Origin of the sequence: Nostoc sp. DedQUE04, assembly GCF_034530995.1 — a bacterium.
Classification (GTDB): Bacteria; Cyanobacteriota; Cyanobacteriia; order Cyanobacteriales; family Nostocaceae; genus Nostoc.
Genome location: NZ_JAVRCA010000035.1, coordinates 1 through 20,663, shown reverse-complemented (window position 1 = coordinate 20,663; position 20,663 = coordinate 1). Strand labels below are relative to the sequence as shown.

The following is a 20,663-nucleotide window of genomic DNA, read 5'->3' as shown; positions in this document are numbered from 1 at the left end:
CCACAGCAAAGTTACTACTACTCGCTCCCGCTACCAGAATCTTGCCATCGTCTTGCAGGGCAATGCTGTAGGCTATGTCAGTATTGCCGAAGTCAGTAGTGACTTTGCCATCACTATCAAAGCTAGTGTCGAGACTACCATTGCTGTTGTAACGTACTACAGCAAAGTTATTATTACTCACTCCCGCTACCAGAATCTTGCCATCGTCTTGTATGACAATGCTTCTAGCAATGTCACTGGTATTAGTACCAATATCAGTAGTGACCTTGCCATCACTATCAAAGCTGGGATCGAGAACTACAGATAGAATTGAAGCGTAGGCTGTTATTACTTCATGCCCAAACGCTAAACGAGGAACAATAGGTGCTGTAGAAACCTCCAGTTCCCAATCACCACCTAATGCAGCACTCCCTGTCAAGTCATCAGAGGCAGCTACTACTGCACCTGTCAATTCGCTCAGACAGCGTATAAACAATACACCTGGCTCGGTTTGAGCGACTTTGCAACCATATAGCAGTAGTTGTGCGTCTTCACCCAAAGCATTTGCCCAACCCATAAGTTGGGCTGCGTAACGATTGAGCGTTTCGTTGTTGAGTTGACTGTTGCCCAAATAGATGCACCCAGGTGCGCCGTGGGAAACAATGTGCAGACTATTGACTCCCTGATGAGACTCCAGCACTTGACTAATTTGCTCAATGCCATCTTGGTTGGCATCTAAGACTACAACTGAGGTATCTGGTAATACACCCATCACCAGACTTTGGTAGTCATCAACCTGTGGGTCAATAAAAACTAGGCAAGTAGGATACAAGTCTAAAGTTGGTTTAATATTAATGCTGTTAGATATTTTGTGTATAGTAAAGTTATTATTGCTACTATGCTTTATCATAATTGTCCAAGAGTAAATCCCTGATATTTAGCTAAAATGAAACTTTTTGCAGATCGTTTCTTGTAGTTGCTTTCACTTTCAATTTAGGAATAAAATAAATCCTTTCCCTCGGTAAATCCACTAGTTTAATTAATGAAGATTTAGAAATTTTGGGCATAGAAAGTAGCTGAAACTTTTGATAAAAAAACTCAGTAAACATCTATATACCGACGTTGCATATTTGCGAGATGATTTAGCAACGTCCAAATTTTCCCTTAGTTTCCCCTGCTTGCCTCAATTCATACCACTGTTCTGCAATGCCCTATTCCCAGATTTCCTGTTCCCTCCTTAGACAAGTAAGTTCAGGAATCAAATCGGATTCCTATATGATCCGGTAAGTATCGTCTAAATGAAAAGAGATTTATGACGCAAACAATTTCAATTAACGACTCCGGGCGCTTGCAACTCACGCCGCTAGAAATCCCATCCCGTCTGCTGTTGGGGCCAGGGCCATCTAATGCCCATCCCACAGTTCTCCAAGCGATGAATACTTCACCCGTTGGGCATCTTGACCCAACTTTTCTCGCACTCATGGATGAAATTCAGTCGTTGCTACGGTACGTATGGCAAACAGAAAACTCACTTACCATTGCAGTCAGCGGTACGGGAACAGCTGCAATGGAAGCAACCATTGCCAATGCTGTAGAACCCGGTGATGTAGTTTTAATCGGTGTAGCTGGTTACTTTGGTAATCGCCTCGTGGATATGGCTGGACGTTATGGCGCTGATGTGCGAACCATTACCAAACCTTGGGGACAAGTCTTCAACTTGGAGGAACTCCAAACTGCCTTAAAAACTCATCGTCCAACTATCTTAGCTCTAGTTCATGCCGAAACTTCCACCGGCGCACGTCAACCCTTGGAAGGGGTCGCTGATTTGTGTCGTGAATTTGGCACTTTGTTATTAGTGGATACGGTGACAAGTTTGGGCGGCGTTCCCTTGTTTTTGGATACTTGGGGAGTTGACTTAGCCTATAGTTGTAGCCAAAAAGGGTTAGGTTGCCCGCCTGGTGCTTCTCCTTTTACAATGAGTGCGCGTGCAGTTGAGAAATTGCAACAGCGGCAAACGAAAGTTGCAAACTGGTATTTAGATATGTTGTTGCTGGGTAAGTATTGGGGTACTGAACGCACCTATCACCACACAGCACCGATTAATTTATACTATGCATTACGGGAAGCACTACGTTTGCTTGCAGAAGAAGGATTAGCAAATTCCTGGCAGCGGCATCAAAAGAACGTAGAGTATCTCTGGGAAGGTTTAGAGAATTTAGGACTGAGTATGCACGTTGAGCAAGAGTATAGATTACCAACGCTTACCACTGTCCGTATTCCAGGCGGGGTAGATGGTAAAGCGATCGCTCGACAGTTACTCAATGAACATAATATTGAAATTGGCGGTGGTCTTGGCGAACTCGCAGGTAAAGTTTGGCGCGTGGGATTGATGGGCTTTAATAGTCGAAAGGAAAGTGTTGACCAACTTTTAGCCGCACTGCGGCAGGTTTTGCCTAAGTAGTTTTGATATATGGTGCGTTAACAGTAGCTTAACGCACCTAAGAAAAAGAGCATTGGGCTAACTTTACTGTGAGAAAAAACCAACAACCAACAGAGGCAAGAGTATTAAGACAGATACAATCAAAACCAGGGTTGCCGGCTCGACTTTAATCTGGTTCTTCTCTGGATCGCGCATTTGGCACTCCTCGAACAATCAATATATTACCTAAGCCTAAATGATGGTTACTTTTTTTTCCAAGCCCAATAAGGTTTAAAAGTGTAAACTTTTTAGCCCATCAGCTTATTTCTTCCAAGGCAATTTAGTCCCCATTTCAGTTAAAGCTGAGAAGATAAGATAGAGAATGAGTAACCCAGCCGCCGCAAAGAAAGCGAGTAAATCGTTATCCATAAATGCCCGACGCTAAAACTTCGCTAATCATAGCGGAATTATCTAATCTTTAGCATTTTTCTGAGTCTGCAATCTTTGATCTTCTGGGTGCAAACTGTACCAGCCATACCAGTGACGAACTGCTAGCCAAATCGCTGAAAGCAAACCCGCCAAACTAAGGGTTAGTCCGCTAAACGGTATTAATAATCCAAAAATCGGTAGCACTGCTCCAGCAATAGTGGCGACGATCGCAGCCAGGGAAGCACTGCGGCTAGCTCCCAATCCCCATGTTAAAATTAGTAAAATGATGGAAATTAAAGTCCAAGCTAACTGAGCATTGATAACGCGAGCTAGATAGGTCAAAGTTAACAGACAAGCAAAGAAAATACTAGCAGCGATCGCAATATTTCTAAAACTCATTGGCAGTGACAAATATAACAATAATATCCACCACAAAAATATTGCCGGGGCTAGCAATAAAAGTCGGGGAATGATGCCAGTATGACGAATGGGTTCGGTGTTGGTAAAGACTCCAAAGGGATTTTTGACTGAAACATTATCGTCAAATATCCAAGTAAACTGAGTACTGCGTCCGTTAACTTTAATCTCATTCGGTACAACACCACTAGCAAAATCAGCCGGAGCAAAGTTGGCAATTGCTGTGAGGCGAAAATTAGAAAGCAACTGTCCCGTTGCACTATAAACCCAACGCGGCCCGCCTTGAGCCTGATAAGTAACTCGAAAGGTAGTTTCTCCTCCTGGTTGCAGCCGGAAGGGAAAGCCATAGTCTCCCGGATTGGTTTGTTGTAACCTAGTACCGTCACGCTCAACTTTGTAGCTAGCAAGCAGTGTGTAGCCGTTAGGTGGCGGTGTTTCAAAGAAAAAATTATTAATATCCTTGAGTTGGTTAACTACTTTATAATCAGCAGTGTAATTTACCTGATAAATTGAACTGCGACCTGGAACATCTACACTTTGGTCAAGCTTGACTTGTATTTGCGAACCAGCCAACGTTAAGAAGCGGTTGATTTGTCGTGTCTCATTTACCTTGACAATTTTGCCATTAATTTGAGTGTTATAGGAGTATGGCTCCTGGATAGAGTAGCGAACTTGAGGTGCAAATTGTTCGAGTTTTTCACCTGCGACACTTTGGGCCACTTGAGCCACCTTTGTTTGTTCCCAGTAGTGATAGCGATTGCTCAAAGTCGAACAGAGAAAAAATCCCGGAACTAACAAGACTAATACTAGAGTTAAATGCTGTAATCCCCGTAACAGTTGGGAATAACGAACAGCCCATTCGCCAATGAATATAAATTGTTCCGGCTGGCTGCGACGCAGAGAAAAACTGATGAGTGCGATCGCAACTCCCAAAGCTACAATCAAAAATACTAATAACAGTGAAGCTTTGAGCGCCTGGGTTCCAAATTGAACAAGCTCAACTGGATGCGTCAAATCGGGTAATCCGGGAATACCTTGAGCAGAAGATGACATTGGTTGATTTTTGCAGAATTTGGAGAACCAGACCAATAAAATCTCTTAAAAGTTTCTTGACAATAGTTTTATTTGATACCCAGGCAATTGAGAGAAGTGCTGCGTTGGCGTAGCCAGCCGTAGGCATCGTGTCCCTAACTTGCTCGACTGTAACTTAACGTGAGTGAGTTCGATGAACCTCTCCCGGACAACCTACCTCTCCCACGGGGAAAGGGAGGAGCAACGAGAAATTAGGGTTTTGGCTCTTCTCTGGGTGTCCAAGAGGGGTTGGGGGAGAGGTTAAAAAAGGGCTTGTCGAACTCACGTTAACTTGGTATAAACACCAAAAACCCGATCGTTAAGACCGGGTTCTTGAGGGAAAACAATGGGGATATATTCCCCGAAGGTTAGTTATAGAGGTTCAGTATAATATCGATGCTCTGATATTTACTACCACGCCATTGTTACCCATTCCGGAAAATTAGCTAAGAATTTTTGACTAGTCTTCTTTGATCTCCTAACATACAGCAACCTACTGGTAGCATCAGCGTGTAGGATTGATAAATATTAATTTTCCGGCTTTTGCTAATGAACAATGCATTTGGTAGCTGGCAAGAATGGTTAACAGTATTCACCTATCTAGGTTTTACCGTCTTCATTATCTGGCGAGTGTTTACCGTCGAGAAGAATTAAAAAAGCTGCATATCATCTCACCAGGGCCTTTTTGCTCAAAGGGCAAAATAGTCCCAGCTTGTTGAACCTTGACTCGTTCGCGACAATTGTAAACCTCTGTAGGTCTTTTTATGCCATCTACGCTAACAATTGCCTTGTATTCCCAATAATTTTTGGCACTTCGGCTGATACTGAGAATGCAAATCTGGTGGCGTAGACCGTCGTAGACAGCGTAATTACGGCATACAGATGCAAAAGCTGGATATACCACGGAGAAAGGTAGTATTAATAGCAATATAAATATTATGTATTTAATCCTGCTCATAAAAAATTGTTTAACATTATTTGGAAATATTATTAAATTTTTCGACCCTTTGAGTTGATTCAATTACTTTTCCTAGTTTGACAGACCAGAGATTACAACTCCATAGCACACAAAGCATGAGTTAATTGAGAAAGTCAGATTACATCTGGCTGGGTTCCCACCATTTGTATCTGTAGTCTGATTTTGGAAAATTGATATAACAACAAATGTGCAAAAAAAGTCAGTCGTAAGGACGATAAAATTGCAACCAAAAACAAAATTTGAGCAATCTGGGATTACACGCTGTTTTGCAGCAATACTGCTCTTTGGTCAAGTGTGGCTACATTTACTCCAAGGGAAAACCTACTATCGCAAGATTTTGCAACATCTTGTTACCGCTGGGCCAGGTTCTATCTCTCCAGTTCTCCTTGTTAGCGGTTTTGCCGGAATGATTTTTACTATTCAAACAGCGAGAGAATTAGTGCGATTTGGCGCTGTTGATGCAGTGGGAGGTGCTTTTGCCTTAGCTTTTTGTAGAGAATTAGCTCCAATTTTGACCGCTAGTATTATGGCGGGACAAGTAGGTTCTGCTTTTGCAGCGGAAATAGGTGCAATGCGAGTCACCGAACAAATTGATGCACTTTATATGCTCAAAACCGATCCAATTGATTATCTAGTACTTCCTAGAGTAATTGCTTGTTGTTTGATGGTGCCTTTGATGACGATTTTGGCTTTAGTTACAGGCATCACTGGCGGAGTTTTTGCCGCATCAAAGTTTTACCAAATTATTCCCGAAACATTTTTAGAATCAGTCAGAAATTTTTTATAACCGTCAGATTTGTTTATTATTTTGCTAAAAGGGTTTATTTTTGGAGTGCTGGTTGCTGTCATTGGCTGTAGTTGGGGTTTAACTACGAAAGGGGGAGCAAAGGAAGTAGGGGAATCGGCAACAAAAGCAGTTGTTACTAGTTGGGTATCCATTTTTATTATGGATTTTTTCCTATCTCTACTGCTGTTTGAACAGCCTGCATTTTGAACCCAAGTAAGTATCGAACAAAACAAAATTCCCAACTTATTAAAAAGTCGGGAATTTGAGCTACAAAGGAAATTGTAGGTAAATAATACTGCTTCTAAAGGATTGGCGTAACCCAACCCAGGCATAGCTTGCTTTTTCTGGTATACTTCATCACGTTAACAGAATTTGGGAATATATGAACTTGTAAATTAGCGCACCCAAAGCTAAACCTCCCAATGAAAAGATCGAGGCAGTCGAAAAAGCTAACCCTTCCTTAAGACCAGCTCTTTGAAAGTCTATCCTGACTAATATAGTCGCTGAAATGATGAGTAAAGTATCAAGAAATATCCGAAACCAGGCAATCATAATAAAGAATAAGAACGCTGCTAACACGGCAACAGCAAAAGCCCTGGTATTTGATTGCAGGAAAATACTGTAGTAATATGTCATCCTTGGCCAAGGAGCGGTCAACGTTATGATTAAAAGCAAGATAGCAATTACAGTTGCCACCCACACAAATATAGGAGCACGTGTTTCTGATATTACCCAGCCCAAAGTACTGTAACTCAGCAGTACTAGTGCTAGGGACACCCAAGGAACTCTTTTCAAAATTGACATGGGTTTATATTTCTAGTACAGGGTTAAGGTCTTATCGCATAAATAAGTTTACTAACTCAAGACTTTATTTTGCTTGAGGATTTGCTTAGTTTATGATAATTGTCCTTCCTTAAGCATATCCCAGTATCAAAGGAGTTTTTTCCGATACGGGTATTAGTGAGATAAGAAACCAGAAGTTCTTACAGATAAAATTATGTAGATTTTGAATATATGGCTTAAACTAGTAGGTTTAGCATCATATTTTATAACTTCAATCAATAGACTTTTATGCTATTCACAAGAAAGCTAAACAAGTTTGTCGAGAATTGCGGTACAAAGTAGTTAAAGATTTGTAAACTGTTAGCAGCCGAGTAGCCGCGTGTCACATCTTGTTAAGGAATTATCATGAAACAACTTATTATTGCTGAACGCGTATGCCTCATTGGTCATATCGCGTCAAAAGCCTTTGGACTGGTAGGGATGCTACTGGTAGTACCCAATGCCGAAATAATTTTCAACTTATCGCAGGTAGGAGAAACTGCTGTACAGTTAAGTATGGCTGGCGGCGGTGTAGTAGATATCATCTTAGGGACAGTAGCTGTCTCTATTTATGCCTACCGGACATTGGGATTAGGAACTTGGCTAGCATTTATGCTACCAGCTATGTTTATCTCTTTGGGAAGTGAACTACTGGGAACTAGTACAGGGTTTCCATTTGGTGATTATAGCTACTTGAGTGGTTTGGGTTATAAGATTGCGGGGCTAGTTCCTTTCACAATTCCTTTATCTTGGTTTTATGTTGGGCTGTCGTCTTACTTAATTGCGAGAACTGGTTTGAAAGTGGCTCAAAAACCCAGTTGGGGTCGCCATATTGCTGCGATAGCCGTTGGGGCTTTGCTCTTCACTTGCTGGGACTTTGCCCTTGAACCGGCTATGAGTCAAACTTCTCTGCCTTTCTGGTATTGGGAACAACCAGGAGCTTTCTTTGGAACACCTTACCAGAACTATGTAGGTTGGTTTGGTACTAGCGCTCTGTTTATGAGTGTGGCAGGATTATTGTGGCGAAATACCTCGATTAAATTAGAGCGATCGCAACTAAATCTGCCTTTAGTCGTTTATTTAACTAACTTTGCATTCGCCGCCGGACTCAGTTTGGCCGCTGGATTCTTTATCCCTGTGTTACTTGGCTTATTGCTAGGTATAATTCCGGCTATGGTGCTGTGGTCAAGGAGTTCAACCACACCTGCTCAAGTTACTGTTGAACCAGTAACCAAAGAAGTATCAGTAGCAAAGGTTGAAGTTGCCTTGAAATAAGTCTAGAAATTAGGGAGTGGGGAGTAGAGGGGCAGGGGGGCAGGGGAGCAGGGGAAGCAAGGGGACAAGGGGACAAAGGGACAAGGTGACAAGGTGACAAAAGTTTAGAACTTACAACAAGTCTTTCCCCTTGTCCCCAATTCTCCTTGTCTCCAAGTCCTCTTTCCAATGCCCAATGACTAATGACTAATGACTAATGACTAATGACAACGCTTTGATAGCAGAAAGCGCTATCTCTCTTTTATTGCTACTTATCCAAGTACCAGCAACGGCGATTCTGTTTTCGCGCCTATTAAAAGGGCCAAGACGCCATCCTCCAATAAAACCCCAACAACCGACACCTGAGCTTTTGGGTAAGGTTAGCGTCGTTGTTCCTACGCTGAACGAGGCGCTTCGCATTAGCCCTCTGTTGGCTGGTTTAAGTCAGCAAAGCTATGAAGTTCGGGAAATTATGGTTGTAGACAGTAAATCGAGTGATGGCACCCCCGATTTAGTCAAAGCCTCACAGCAGAAAGATCCCCGCTTTCGCTTGATGACAGATGATCCCTTACCCTCTGGTTGGGTGGGGCGTCCTTGGGCATTGCATAACGGTTTTCTATATAGTTCAGAGGCTAGTCAGTGGTTCTTGGGGCTGGATGCTGATATCCAACCGCATCCTGGTTTAGTTGCTGGGTTGTTAAAGACGGCCGAAGCACAGGGCTACGATTTGGTTTCTCTTTCACCCCAATTCATCCTCAAATATCCTGGGGAATGCTGGCTACAACCGGCTTTGTTGATGACTTTGCTTTACCGATTTGATCCAGCGGGGATCAATACAGAGCAACCAGAACGGGTAATGGCAAATGGGCAGTGTTTTTTGTGTCGTCGCTCCGTTTTAGCTGCTGTAGGTGGTTATAGCAGTGCGAGTAATTCTTTTTGTGATGATGTCACCTTAGCACGCAATATTGCTATCCAAGGTTATAAAGTCGGCTTTTTAGATGGTGCCAAGGTATTAAAGGTACGTATGTATGAAGGGGCGATGGAGACGTGGAAAGAATGGGGGCGGAGTCTCGATCTTAAAGATGCAACTTCTCGCTCTCAGTTGTGGGGAGATTTATGGCTACTCACATCTGTTCAAGGTCTACCCTTTTTAATTGTCCTGACTTTTTTGTTGATTACTCCCACACTCTCATATTCGTCCACTCCCCCACTCTTGCTGCTGGGACTGAATTTATTCCTGTTGGTGATTCGCTTTGCGATGCTAATAGCGATCGCACCTTCTTACGATCGCACAAACGCTAAAGGTAGCTGGTTATTCTGGCTTTCCCCTTTGGCCGATCCCTTAGCTGTGCTACGAATCTTTTTATCTGCATTCCATACCCCGCGCGAGTGGCGAGGACGCAAGTATATATAGTGGGGCATTGGGCATTGGGCATTGGAAAGAGGACTTGGAGACAAGGAGAATTGGGGACAAGGGGAAAGACTTGTTGTAAGTTCTAAACTTTTGTCACCTTGTCACCTTGTCCCCTTGCTTCCCCTGCTTCCCCTGCTCACTCCCTACTCCTCTTCACCTCCTACTTGATCCCCGCGTTCCAATTCCCAAAGAATTTGATTTCCTTCACGGCGTACCCGTGACACTATCCAATTTCGCCAGCGCCATTGATCTCCACGACTGGTGACAGCGCTGGCGTGGACATCCATCAAGTCTGCTAACTCAGAACTGGTGATTAAGTAGCCTTTTTCAGAAATTTCGTCAGCTATACGCAGAGTTTCGACCAAGCTGCGGAGTTGCGAAACCCTCATTTCTGGCGGTTTTTCATTGGTCACGGCCGCAGTTGGCCCAGTTAATGGTTCCATAAAGGTTATTTCTGGTGCAAAAGTACTGATTTGTTGGGGATTTTGGTTAATTATTCGAGAGTTTTTTTCATAATCAGCTACTTTTGCTACATTTAGTTGATTTTGGGAAGGTAAAGATTTATGAAAATCTGTGAAAGATAATTGTTGTAGCGAAGGGATTTTGCCACTGGCATAACTGCGAGCGATCGCATCACAACGTTCGTTACCTATGTTACCAGAATGTCCCCGAACGTATTGCCATTTTACTTGTTGGGTATTGAGTTCATCTAAGGTTTCTAAAAGGTCTTGGTTTTGGACGGGTTTACCATCTGACTTTTTCCAGCCTTTGTTTTTCCAGCCTTTCACCCACTTGGTAACACAGTTAATCAGGTATTCGCTATCGGTATGAAGGGTGATGGGTTGGGCTTGTTGAGATGTTTGCAGAAATTGAAGGGCGGCGATCGCAGCTTGCATCTCCATTTTATTATTAGTGGTATGAGGGGATGCATCGCCCATTTCATGGATTGAGCCATCGCTGAAGTAGACGACAACACCCCAACCGCCAGGGCCAGGATTACCGGTGCAAGCACCATCAGTGTATATACTTTGAATTATGGGTTGGGTGGACATGTTTAGAGTCTCGAACCGCGAAGGCAAAAGTTATTAGCGGCGAATTTTTTAACAATATCCAGGCTATTATACTGATAAAAACTCTTAATTCTGACTCCTAACTTCGGAATTCTTCTTTAATCCTCATCATCAGGCAAATTTTCCATTTCTTCAGTAATTAGCGTCTGAAAATCTTCGTCACAATGATTATACAGATGAACCGCAGCAGCTAGGAGTTCTGCTAGAATTTCAGCTTGTTGGTTAGCAGTTAAACTAGTTAACTGTAACTGGTTAATCAAGGCTTGTACTTTTAAGCATTCTGTACCTAATTCAGCAATTAAGGTACTGAAGGTTGAATTGGTGACTGCAAGAGGGCGATCGCTAATCTGCATATTTTAGTTATTGTCCCAATCTTTTACGTGCTTGTTGGATTGCCTTGTCAAAAGCACGAATCTCTTTTTCCAAATGCTTAATTAGACCTTCGTCAGCAAAACTCTTTTCTGATTCCAGTCTAATATGTTCTTGATGTTCGGTAATTCTTTGAGTTAAAGATTCAATCGCCTTTTGATGGTGCTTCTTACTCGTTACTCCGAACGATAAGCAACGCGGAGACTTTGGATTAAAATCACCAGAGATGCGATCGCCATTAACCCGCCCCAAAACCAGTAAGGTAAAAGCAAATATCGCTGCATTTGCGCTGTATCAGAAATTCCAAGGGGGCCAGCAGAACTACTAAATAGATAATCAAGTTGATGGTACGTACTTACACAAGCTTGTACGCCCAGAAATTGAATGACAAACCCTTGCGCCCAGCGAGGTGCTTTCAGGGAAATACCCAAGATTATTAAACCTAGTAAGGGAATTGCAACCAATCCAAACCAGGAACGCACCCAAATTAATGTGGACAACAGCAAAAAACTGCCTAAAATTTTTAAACACAGGGTTGCTGCTGTAAAACTGCGGGAAGCCAGAATCAAAGCTGCACCGGCAAGAGGCGGCCCCATTGGCCCAGCTGCGGCGATGATTGCTGGGCCAATTGGCCCCAATGACGACCGGAGGCCATAAGTTGCGACACCAGAACCATTGCTAAAAATCTGCAACTTCTGAAACTGTCCCCCTAATAGCAGTGCCATTAAGCCGTGACCCATTTCATGAAACCAAGTTGCCAAAATTGTAAATGGGTATAAGATATAATCTCCTCCTGGTACTTGCCACAACAAAGCAGTTGCGATCGCTGCTGCAACTAGCCAGGTTAGCCCCATACGTTCAACAACTAACGGGGCTTCTTTTGTGAGCAAGGTTTCAAAATTTTTGTTTGATTCCCTCATAGGTTACTCAATTTTAGATTTTAGATTTTAGATTTTGGAATTAAGATTATCCCGATTAATTCATAGGGCATTCAATTTGGGGTTTTAGATTATAGATTATTCCTTCAATTTAATATTGACAGTATATTTTCATCTATCCTAATGTAATTATTGAGGTATTAGGGTTACTGAGGAATGCAACAATTCGCACTTCAAAGCGACGGCTGTAAACTATGGCGCTATCAAGAACAACATAGCCATCCGTCGCTTGTATGATACGGTTCAAGTGTTTATCCTCCAAAATAGATATCGGAGGATGGGCAGAAAATACTTAGACCGGATGTCACAATTGAGTGCTAATCAGTTAAGCAAGTTGAAACAGGAATGTCATTAAGTCTCCTTTACCCAAGCTGATGCGATCGCCTGGTCGCAAGCGATGACGGTTCCCTGGTAAAAGTGGCAAATTATTAATGTAAGTGCCATTAGAACTTCCTACATCCTCTACATAGTGGGCATCTCCTTCGACACGAATATCTGCATGAATCCGCGAGACAATTTCGGAATTAGGAAATCCTGAAACATCTATATCTGGAGGAATCCGGTCATTAGGCTTGCCGATATGAATCACAGAGAAATTTTGCGGCAATTCAATTAAGCGATCGCTTTGAACGTGGAGTAACCGCGCTGTAACCTGCTGCAATTGCGTTCTGGCAGCAGTTGCAGTTGGTGCTGGTGCTGCTGGCGGGGATACTTCGGCTTGGGAGGCTGGTGCTGGCTCCACTGGTGGTGGAGTCGGAATACTACTTTGTCCAGAGACTACGGGTTGAGCTACAACGGATGACGCTGGCTCTGGAGGACTGCTTTTTGCAACAGGTATCTGTGGCACAGGTTCTGGGGGAACTGCCATCTCTGTTGGTGGTAAAGATGATTCGGGAGGATGAGAGTTAGTCGAACCACCCACTCCCAAGGCATCTGGTTGTAAAAGTTCTAACAGTGGATCGGGTGGAACTAACGGTGGTACTTCCACGGGAATATCGGGAGTAACTGTTGTAGCTACTGCGGGATGAACGTGTGGAACACCTGCGGAGTGAAGGTTATAGCCACATTGACCACAGAATGCAGCATCTGCCTGCACAGTTGCCCCACAACTGGGACAATTAGTAGTCGCAGGTAATGGTGTATAACAAGCTTCACATTGGACAGCGCCATCAGGGTTGGGATGATTGCAATTAGGGCAGACGATCATCGATATTTAGCCTTTGTTCAAGATCATCATAAATATAGTTAGGACTGGCAAGCAGAGGGCGGCCCTAGCTTTAGATTCTAGCAATTACTGCTTATTGAACAATAAATTGGACACTCTTACACGGGGAAGGGGAGCAGGGGAAGCAAGGGGACAAGGGGACAAGGTGACAAGGTGACAAGGTGACAAAAGTTTAGAACTTACAACAAGTCTTTCCCCTTGTCCCCAATTCTCCTTGTCTCCAAGTCCTCTTTCCAATGCCCAATGCCCCATGCCCAATTCCCAAGTTTAGTGTTGAAGTTCCAAACCTGCTGCCGCATCCAGCAGCCACCAAAGTTCTCCTTGGGGCTGAATTAAACGGGATGGGTAAGTGAAGTCATCGGCTACAGGTGCAAAGACTTGCGCTAAAGCTGGTCGTTTATTAGCACCAGCAACCAGAAAAATCACGCTACGAGCAGAGTTGATGAAGGGGTATGTGAAACTTATCCTGGGGTTTCCGTCTTTGTTACCCACAGTCACAAGGCGATCGCGTACTTTAAGAGCCTCGGTATGGGGAAACAAAGACGCAGTATGTGCATCATCACCCATTCCTAGTAATACTACATCCAAGGGGGGAAACTCGACCCCAGAAGAATGGAAAAATTCTTTGAGATGTTGTTCATATTTGGCAGCAGCCAGTTCTGGATTGGCTTCTAAAGTTGGTACGGGGTGAATGTTAGCCGCTGGGATGTCAACGCGATCTAGCCACGCACGACGCGTCATCAGTTCATTGCTATCGGGGTGATCTGGTGGTACGTAACGCTCATCTCCCCAGAATATATGAATTTTATCCCAAGGCAGTTTTTGAGTAGCGATCGCTTCGTATAACGGTTTAGGTGTACTGCCACCGGATAAGGCGATAGTAAACCGCCCCTGCTGCTCAATGGCAGTTTCTAACTTGGACAGAATTAATTCTAGCGCTCGTGCAACCAGCGCCGGCTGATCCGGTAGAACTTCAACAGTTTTGTTCATGGCTTCATCATCATATTGCTGGCTTCTGGCAATACAATACCGAACTTATTACAATCCCCCTTTTTAACTTTTGAAACATTTAACATCATGGATTGAGTAAGCTTGAAAAATTTAGACCCTCCTTATCAGCTTCAACGGTAAGTCGTCAGTAGTGAGTCGTACTAACTACTAACCACTCTCATGATTATTTTTATTTACATCCAGTTACTTGATACTTTGTTGATTTACGCCACAAAGGATACGTTTATTAATTCTTATTAAAAATTAATAAAACTAATTAATCTTAAACAATGTTTCCCAATCAGCGATCGCTTCACGTTGGGCAATTAACAATTCCTGAATTCCTTTTTGGGCAACATCTAGCAGTTGGTTCAACTGAGTACGGCTAAAGCTGCCTTCTTCGGCTGTTCCTTGGACTTCAATAATTCCCAGATGTTGATTCATCACCACATTAAAATCTACTGTTGCAGCCACATCTTCGATATAATTTAGATCCAAAAATGGCTCTTTATCCAGTAATCCTACGGAAACTGCCGCTACCTGTCCACACAAAGGCGATCGCTCCAACACGCCTTCTTGCAACAATTTGGAAATTGCATGAGCCAACGCCACAAACGAGCCTGTAATAGCTGTTGTCCGAGTTCCGGCATCTGCTTGCAACACATCAGCATCCACAGTCAGCGTGCGTTCTCCCAGTGCCTCAAAATCCACTGCTGCGCGTAAGCTACGTCCAATTAAACGTTGAATTTCTTGCGTCCGTCCAGATAATTTCAATAATTCCCTTTCTTGGCGTTTTTGGGTAGCAGATGGTAACATTCGGTACTCAGCAGTTAACCAGCCTTTACCAGTTCCTTCAAGAAACTTCGGAACTCCCTTATTAACGCTAACGGTACAAAGTACCTGAGTATCACCGCATCTTGCGAGAACAGAACCGGGGGCAAAGCGGGTGAAACTAGGGTGAAAGCTAATCGGACGTAGTTCGTAAGCAAGACGACCGTCAGGACGCTGCCAAGCCATTGGAGTTGCCTCAAGTTTTACAATACTGCCTTAAGATTACCTTAGTGTTATTGGGCATTGGGCATTGGGCATTGGGCATTGGGCATTGGGCATTGGAAAGAGGACTTGGAGACAAGGAGAATTGGGGACAAGGGGAAAGACTTGTTGTAAGTTCTAAACTTTTGTCACCTTGTCACCTTGTCCCCTTGTCCCCTTGTCCCCTTGCTTCCCCTGCTCCCCTGCCCCCTTCCTCTTCTAAGGAACTGAAAGCAGAGTCAAAATATTTTGCTGTACCATCTCTGGTGACTGGTCGCCGTTGATGGTCAACAGGCAGCGACGACGGTCGTAATATTCTAGGATGGGAATGGTGCGATCGTAGAATAATTCTACACGGCGCTGTACGATTTCTGGTTGGTCATCTGGTAGCGATCGCCCCAAGGATCGACTAACCATAACTGCTTCCGGGACTTGGAGATAAATTGCCCAATCTAGCTTTTGCCCTAAATCATCCAATAAAAAATCTAATTCTTCAGCTTGGAAGGCAGTACGGGGATAGCCTTCTAACACCCAATCGCAGTTAATATCTGATTGTCTGAGGCGAATTCGGATCAATTCAACGATCGTTTCGTCTGGAACTAACTCCCCTTTTTGCATGTAGGGTCGTGCGTGGTAGCCAAGTTCACTCAAGCTAGCGTAAACCGAAAGAGAAGTCCGGGGATCGGCTTCCAACCATCGAAATTCCGGCAGGGGCTGATTGCCAGATATTGCTTCTCGTAAAATCTCACCTGTGGAAATCAGAGGAATATCAAAGTATCTGCAAAGCCTCTGTGCTTGAGTGCTTTTCCCCGATCCTGAACCTCCCAGAATCACCAATCTCACAACGATTTACTCCTCATCCTGTCAAATTCCCTACTAGCTAAGTCTGTTTTGCCCAAACAACCGACAAATTTAACATTTAGCGATTTTTAGGCGTTGTGCCTAGCTTTTTTCATAATTAGAACTAAAAATTTTATGTTTTCATTTTTACAACTCATTTCCGAGAAAAAACGAAAATTTAAATCAAAATAACTCTTGACTTCAATACAAACGTAGTGTTTGACTAAGAATGCAATTTGCCAAATTCACCATACCTGTGAAAAACAGATAGATTATACAGGCAGAGTTGTAATAAGTACCGCCAGCACAAACATTTAATTTATTGTAATTTTTTGAACTTTACCCTATGGTTGCCCAGCTAGAAACTCCAAGTATAAATTCACCCCTTACCTTACCATATCCAGTAGAAGGACTAGTGCAAGTTTTCACTAGCTCTCATCGCAACTTTTTTACGAGCGTGATGGCTCAATCACTGAGAATAGCTGGACAAGGAACGCCAGTATTAATAGTGCAGTTTCTCAAAGGAGGTATCCGCCAAGGACAAGATCGACCTATACAATTAGGACAAAATTTAGATTGGATTCGGTGTGATTTGCCTCGTTGTATCGATACACCACATTTAGACGATACAGAAAATCAAGCCTTACAAAAGCTGTGGCAGTATACACAACAAGTTGTGTGTGAGAGTAAGTATTCTCTCGTAGTGTTAGATGAGTTAAGTTTAGCGATTAACTTTGGTTTAATTTCTGAAACGGAAGTTTTAGCGTTTTTGGCAAAACGTCCTCCCCACGTTGATATCATTCTCACAGGGCCAGAGATGCCGAAATCCCTTCTCGATGTGGCAGATCAAATTACAGAAATCCGTCGAAGTTATCGACCTTAAACAAAATACTCAATTCAGGATATCCTAGTAATTCTGTTTGAATTAGCTGTGAAGTTGTGATTAAAAACGATATCTGGATTACTGAAATGGCTCAACAGGGTCTAATTTCCCCCTTTGAGCCAAGTTTAATCCGAAAAGTGCAAAAAGATGAATCAGTAGTAGTTAAACATGTAATCAGCTACGGTTTATCTTCTTATGGCTACGATATACGCCTTTCTTCGGCCGAGTTCCGTATTTTTCGTCACATTCCCGGAACTGTAGTCGATCCCAAAAACTTTAATCCTCAAAATCTGGAGCCAACAGCACTGCATACCGATGCTAATGGCAGTTATTTTATTTTACCTGCTCATTCCTATGGACTTGGGGTTGCTCTAGAAAAACTGGAGGTTCCTGAGAATATTACTGTAATTTGTATTGGAAAATCTACGTATGCACGTTGTGGCATAATAGCAAATTTAACTCCTGCTGAGGCTGCGTGGCGAGGTCATCTTACCTTAGAGTTTTCTAATTCTTCTAGCGCTGACTGTCGCATTTACGCGAATGAAGGTGTAGTGCAACTGCTATTTTTAGAAGGTGAACCATGCGCTATCAGTTACGAAGCCCGTCAAGGTAAATATCAGGATCAACTAGAAGTTGTGACCTTAGCTCGTATTTAAACTGAATGATATCTAAAAAAAGTTTATACAACAATAGAATTTAAATCTATTTTGGCAAGTCCGAGTTTATTTGCAACTCGGACGTACTCATAAACTAAACAGTTGATATCAATAGTGGGAAGTTCCTTTGGTACATAGTTTATTTGAGAAAGAGTAAAGCTTTTCCTAATCAAAGTTTTGGGAGGTAAACCAGTAAGTGAGAAAAAAAGATTTAGGTTGTAAAAATACCCGTCTAAAGAGCCAGAAACAGAACCTAGAAAAGAGTAAATGCTCCTACCTCCAGTACCGCCCTCAAACTGATAATTATTAATTCCTAGCTGATTACACGTCTTTAAGAAATCAACAACTTCACTTTGATTTGAAAGTAAAAACTTTTATTCATAAATTTTGGCGATTTCATAAAATTTTGTCTTGATTGTAGCTTAAAAAATTTGCATCTATGAGCGGCTTATTCAACTTCTTACTCAGGAGATTTTCATCAAGCAGAATCAGCATAAATATGCTCCTGATTCAGCATTGCTTTTGCAATCACCTCCAGAATTTGCAACACCTGAGTTTGCAAATGTGGAAAATCCTCTAAGAATTCGGTTAAACCTGATTCACCTTCTAGATAGTCGAAAAAAGTCTGCAATGGAACCCGTGTTCCAACAAACACAGGAGTACCACTCATAATATCTGGATCGGAGGAAATAATTCGTCGATCGCGTAGAACTTTTTGAATATCCATTGTCCTACAAAAGTCTATATGAGATAGTCTAAACTTTCATCATATTCTAGCTCTCAGGCAGGAGTTGGTGCGATCGCTTGCTTTATCCTACAAAACATTCCGTAACTCTTGAATTGTATTTGCTACAACAATCTTGCGTAAAATCTCTTTCAATTGCCCTAAGTCAGAAATTTGCGAAATTTGCGACATCAACTCCAAACCATCGCTGCCAAATTTCGCCTCTAAACTTGTTTCGATGCTAGAGATTATTCCACGTACTTCTCCTCTTGCTTCTCCTCTTGCTTCTCCTCTGGCTTCTCCTCTTGCTTCTCCTTCTGCTTGTCCTCGTGCTAATCCCTCACGTAAAATTTCTTGATACCAAGGTGACTCTCTTAAGACTGTCATATCCCACCTCATGATTTCCTGAACTAAAGTACTTTCTAATACAAAGGTTGCAAAAAATGCCAGAACTGTCTCAAGTTGATTTAATTGCTCATCAGCACGCAGCATTCGCAATGCTTCCCTAATTGTAGACTCGTTTTCTCCGCCTTTGAGAATTGGTACAAAGGGAAGCAGCGACGGTAACGGCGTCTCAAAAGCAATATTTACGTCAACTTCCCAGAGATTGATTACGCGGTAATCTTGAATTGCTCTTAAACCGATAAAATTTGATGCAAAGCTTGTAGGTATTTCACTGTTGCTGATTTTGAGAATGTTAATCAGTACAGGGTAGGTTTGTAGTTTATATTTCTCTTCCGCAAGAGCCGCATAAGCACGCATCCGACGCGGCATTTCTGATGTGTGGCGTAATTGTAACTCATTGAGGATGAGAAATTTCCCGTATTGGGGACTTTCAGCCGGAATTACAACATTGCTTTGTCGGCTAATCCATTGGAATTCTGTATTTAAGATTTCGCCTGTAACAATGTCGGGAATTCCTGTCACCCATTTTGCCCAATTATTTGGTGCAAGGCTGATTAATTTTTTAGTGCTAATATCGACAGCTTTGTTCATCAAAAAAAATAGATCCGATCGCCTTAAATCAAACCCAATAAATCCAAGGATAATCGCTTCGCCTTATCCTACCGCAAATTGTATCAACTTTCAGCGATTATCTAAGGTGCTAACCTGGCTTTACCTAGACGCTGCTTTTCATACCATTGTGCGATCGCAGGTGCCCAATCTTCAAAATGAGGCCACATCATTTCACACAACTTTTGAATTTCTAGTTGAGCATCTTTCTTATTTCTCAGGTCACAAAAATGCAAGAAAGACCTTAAATTAAAACTAACTACAAAATGCTGGCGATAATCAAAAGGCACTTTGCCTCTAGCGTGTTCTTCAGACATTCCCGCTTCAAAATCAGCTTTATATCGTTTAGCTGCGTCTTTACACCACTCTAAATCTGCTGTTCGTTGTTCTGGCGAATAGTGATACTTTTTACCTTGTCTATCAGTGTAATAACCAACGGGTCGTAGATAAAAAACATCTTCTATGTCTTTCTTGCCTTCTACTACGTCAATAAATTGGTTGCCTGTGTACCTAAAAGATTGTACATCAAATGATACAGAAACGCGATGAGTCCGCGCCTGCTGCATCACACTGTGGGGAAAGTAGCCACAGTTGAAAACAATCTGGGGATGCTCTAAAGGCCCATAGTGTCCCCTCTCTCCTGCTAAAAGACGCTTAACAATTACTTCGCCGCTTTGTGACTCCGAGGGCCAGGAGTCGCGCTCATCAAACACAAACCCATCAGTATAATCCTGGTGCATTGCAGCATAAATCACCTGCTGCGGGTTTGGTGTTTTGGCAATAACCTCTACTCGAAATCGATGCATTAGCTGTTGGGGAATGGATTGGTGACTGGGATTGCTTAGACAGAGTACTTAGACATGGCTTTGAACTCGATTCATCATCATATCTCTTCTCTGGCTTGGACTTCTACTCGATTAGATGAAGATACTTTACAAATGTTAATAACTTTGTTACAGTTATTTACATAAACAGAAGACAGGGAAAAACCCATGCGTACAAGCACTGCTATAATTGACGACCAAGGCAAACTGAACAATTTTGCGATCGAGCCAAAAGTATATATAGATGAACAAGGCGATCGCACTGGTTTCACTCCTTATGCAGAAATGCTCAACGGTCGTTTAGCAATGATTGGTTTTGTCTCTCTGATAGCATTAGAAGTATTCACAGGACACGGTATTGTTGGTGTTTTGGCAAGTCTGTAAAAACTAATTTATTTAACATAACTCTCAAAAAATGCAAGAGACGGTAAATTTACCGTCTCTTATTTTATGGAAAACTTAGTGCTAGAGTGAACGGGAGCATCCACTTTTGGAAGATATACAAATTCTGGGAGAATATAACAACA

Annotated in this window: 21 protein-coding genes and 1 pseudogene; 7 read left to right on the top strand and 15 right to left on the bottom strand. The window is 42.5% G+C overall.

The window, feature by feature from the left end:
• Positions 1–889 (bottom strand): DUF4347 domain-containing protein (locus RM049_RS22265; RefSeq protein ID WP_322705711.1); only part of this gene is annotated, 889 nt, incomplete at its 3' end.
• A gap of 402 nt (positions 890–1,291) precedes the next feature.
• Between RM049_RS22265 and RM049_RS22260 the strand changes: the two genes are divergently transcribed.
• On the top strand, positions 1,292–2,440 hold the full coding sequence (locus RM049_RS22260) for an alanine--glyoxylate aminotransferase family protein (protein WP_322705710.1): 1,149 nt from the start codon (positions 1,292–1,294) through the stop codon (positions 2,438–2,440).
• Between the two features lie 429 nt (positions 2,441–2,869).
• Here RM049_RS22260 and RM049_RS22255 read toward each other — a convergent pair whose 3' ends face one another.
• Positions 2,870–4,297, bottom strand: coding sequence for a hypothetical protein (locus RM049_RS22255; RefSeq protein ID WP_322705709.1), 1,428 nt, complete (start codon positions 4,295–4,297; stop codon positions 2,870–2,872).
• Positions 4,298–4,949: 652 nt separating this feature from the next.
• Positions 4,950–5,273, bottom strand: a complete 324-nt coding sequence (locus tag RM049_RS22250) for a hypothetical protein (protein WP_322700699.1) — start codon at positions 5,271–5,273, stop codon at positions 4,950–4,952.
• Between the two features lie 241 nt (positions 5,274–5,514).
• Here RM049_RS22250 and RM049_RS22245 point away from each other — a divergent pair.
• A pseudogene (locus RM049_RS22245) lies at positions 5,515–6,288 on the top strand (MlaE family ABC transporter permease).
• Positions 6,289–6,438: 150 nt separating this feature from the next.
• Here the strand turns inward: RM049_RS22245 and RM049_RS22240 are convergent.
• Positions 6,439–6,885, bottom strand: coding sequence for a hypothetical protein (locus tag RM049_RS22240; protein WP_322673759.1), 447 nt, complete (start codon positions 6,883–6,885; stop codon positions 6,439–6,441).
• Positions 6,886–7,269: 384 nt separating this feature from the next.
• Between RM049_RS22240 and cruF the strand changes: the two genes are divergently transcribed.
• The gene (gene cruF, locus RM049_RS22235) at positions 7,270–8,178 is read left to right on the top strand and encodes a gamma-carotene 1'-hydroxylase CruF (protein WP_322700700.1); all 909 of its coding nucleotides are present in this window, start codon (positions 7,270–7,272) and stop codon (positions 8,176–8,178) included.
• Positions 8,179–8,374: 196 nt separating this feature from the next.
• Positions 8,375–9,571 carry a 2'-O-glycosyltransferase CruG gene (gene cruG / locus RM049_RS22230; protein ID WP_322705708.1) on the top strand — a complete coding sequence of 399 codons (1,197 nt, stop codon included), beginning with the start codon at positions 8,375–8,377 and terminating at the stop codon, positions 9,569–9,571.
• A gap of 143 nt (positions 9,572–9,714) precedes the next feature.
• Here the strand turns inward: cruG and rnhA are convergent, their stop codons facing one another.
• From rnhA to RM049_RS22190, 8 genes are all read right to left on the bottom strand, one after another.
• Positions 9,715–10,623: a ribonuclease HI gene (rnhA, locus tag RM049_RS22225; protein ID WP_322673756.1), complete on the bottom strand. Its 909-nt coding sequence runs from the start codon at positions 10,621–10,623 to the stop codon at positions 9,715–9,717.
• Between the two features lie 116 nt (positions 10,624–10,739).
• Positions 10,740–10,994, bottom strand: a complete 255-nt coding sequence (locus RM049_RS22220; RefSeq protein ID WP_322673755.1) for a hypothetical protein — start codon at positions 10,992–10,994, stop codon at positions 10,740–10,742.
• 192 nt (positions 10,995–11,186) lie between these two features.
• The gene (locus tag RM049_RS22215; RefSeq protein WP_322705707.1) at positions 11,187–11,930 is read right to left on the bottom strand and encodes a M50 family metallopeptidase; all 744 of its coding nucleotides are present in this window, start codon (positions 11,928–11,930) and stop codon (positions 11,187–11,189) included.
• Positions 11,931–12,063: 133 nt separating this feature from the next.
• Entirely contained in the window at positions 12,064–12,195 is a 132-nt protein-coding gene (locus RM049_RS22210; protein ID WP_322673753.1) for a hypothetical protein, read from the bottom strand.
• A gap of 78 nt (positions 12,196–12,273) precedes the next feature.
• Complete coding sequence (locus tag RM049_RS22205; RefSeq protein ID WP_322705706.1) at positions 12,274–13,155, bottom strand: FHA domain-containing protein; 882 nt, start codon at positions 13,153–13,155, stop codon at positions 12,274–12,276.
• A gap of 285 nt (positions 13,156–13,440) precedes the next feature.
• Positions 13,441–14,163, bottom strand: a complete 723-nt coding sequence (gene pgl, locus RM049_RS22200) for a 6-phosphogluconolactonase (protein ID WP_322705705.1) — start codon at positions 14,161–14,163, stop codon at positions 13,441–13,443.
• Between the two features lie 273 nt (positions 14,164–14,436).
• Entirely contained in the window at positions 14,437–15,180 is a 744-nt protein-coding gene (rph, locus tag RM049_RS22195) for a ribonuclease PH (RefSeq protein ID WP_322705704.1), read from the bottom strand.
• Positions 15,181–15,414: 234 nt separating this feature from the next.
• Positions 15,415–16,038 carry a nucleoside monophosphate kinase gene (locus RM049_RS22190; RefSeq protein WP_322705703.1) on the bottom strand — a complete coding sequence of 208 codons (624 nt, stop codon included), beginning with the start codon at positions 16,036–16,038 and terminating at the stop codon, positions 15,415–15,417.
• Positions 16,039–16,381: 343 nt separating this feature from the next.
• On the opposite strand from RM049_RS22190, the gene RM049_RS22185 reads away from it, so the two are divergent.
• A complete protein-coding gene (locus RM049_RS22185; protein WP_322705702.1) occupies positions 16,382–16,918 on the top strand; it encodes a P-loop NTPase family protein in 537 nt (178 codons plus the stop codon).
• An 86-nt stretch (positions 16,919–17,004) separates the two neighbouring features.
• Entirely contained in the window at positions 17,005–17,574 is a 570-nt protein-coding gene (dcd, locus tag RM049_RS22180) for a dCTP deaminase (RefSeq protein WP_322705749.1), read from the top strand.
• A gap of 478 nt (positions 17,575–18,052) precedes the next feature.
• On the opposite strand, the gene RM049_RS22175 is transcribed toward dcd, so the two are convergent.
• The 3 genes from RM049_RS22175 to thyX all read right to left on the bottom strand — a co-directional run bounded on the left by RM049_RS22175 (position 18,053) and on the right by thyX (position 20,118).
• Positions 18,053–18,301: a DUF433 domain-containing protein gene (locus RM049_RS22175; protein WP_322705701.1), complete on the bottom strand. Its 249-nt coding sequence runs from the start codon at positions 18,299–18,301 to the stop codon at positions 18,053–18,055.
• A gap of 87 nt (positions 18,302–18,388) precedes the next feature.
• Positions 18,389–19,294 (bottom strand): Rpn family recombination-promoting nuclease/putative transposase, encoded by a 906-nt coding sequence (locus tag RM049_RS22170; protein WP_322705700.1) that lies wholly within the window; start codon positions 19,292–19,294, stop codon positions 18,389–18,391.
• 101 nt (positions 19,295–19,395) lie between these two features.
• The gene (thyX, locus tag RM049_RS22165) at positions 19,396–20,118 is read right to left on the bottom strand and encodes an FAD-dependent thymidylate synthase (RefSeq protein WP_322685104.1); all 723 of its coding nucleotides are present in this window, start codon (positions 20,116–20,118) and stop codon (positions 19,396–19,398) included.
• Positions 20,119–20,304: 186 nt separating this feature from the next.
• Here thyX and RM049_RS22160 point away from each other — a divergent pair, with 186 nt between their 5' ends.
• On the top strand, positions 20,305–20,520 hold the full coding sequence (locus RM049_RS22160; protein ID WP_094348273.1) for a chlorophyll a/b-binding protein: 216 nt from the start codon (positions 20,305–20,307) through the stop codon (positions 20,518–20,520).
• The last annotated feature ends 143 nt before the right edge of the window (positions 20,521–20,663 follow it).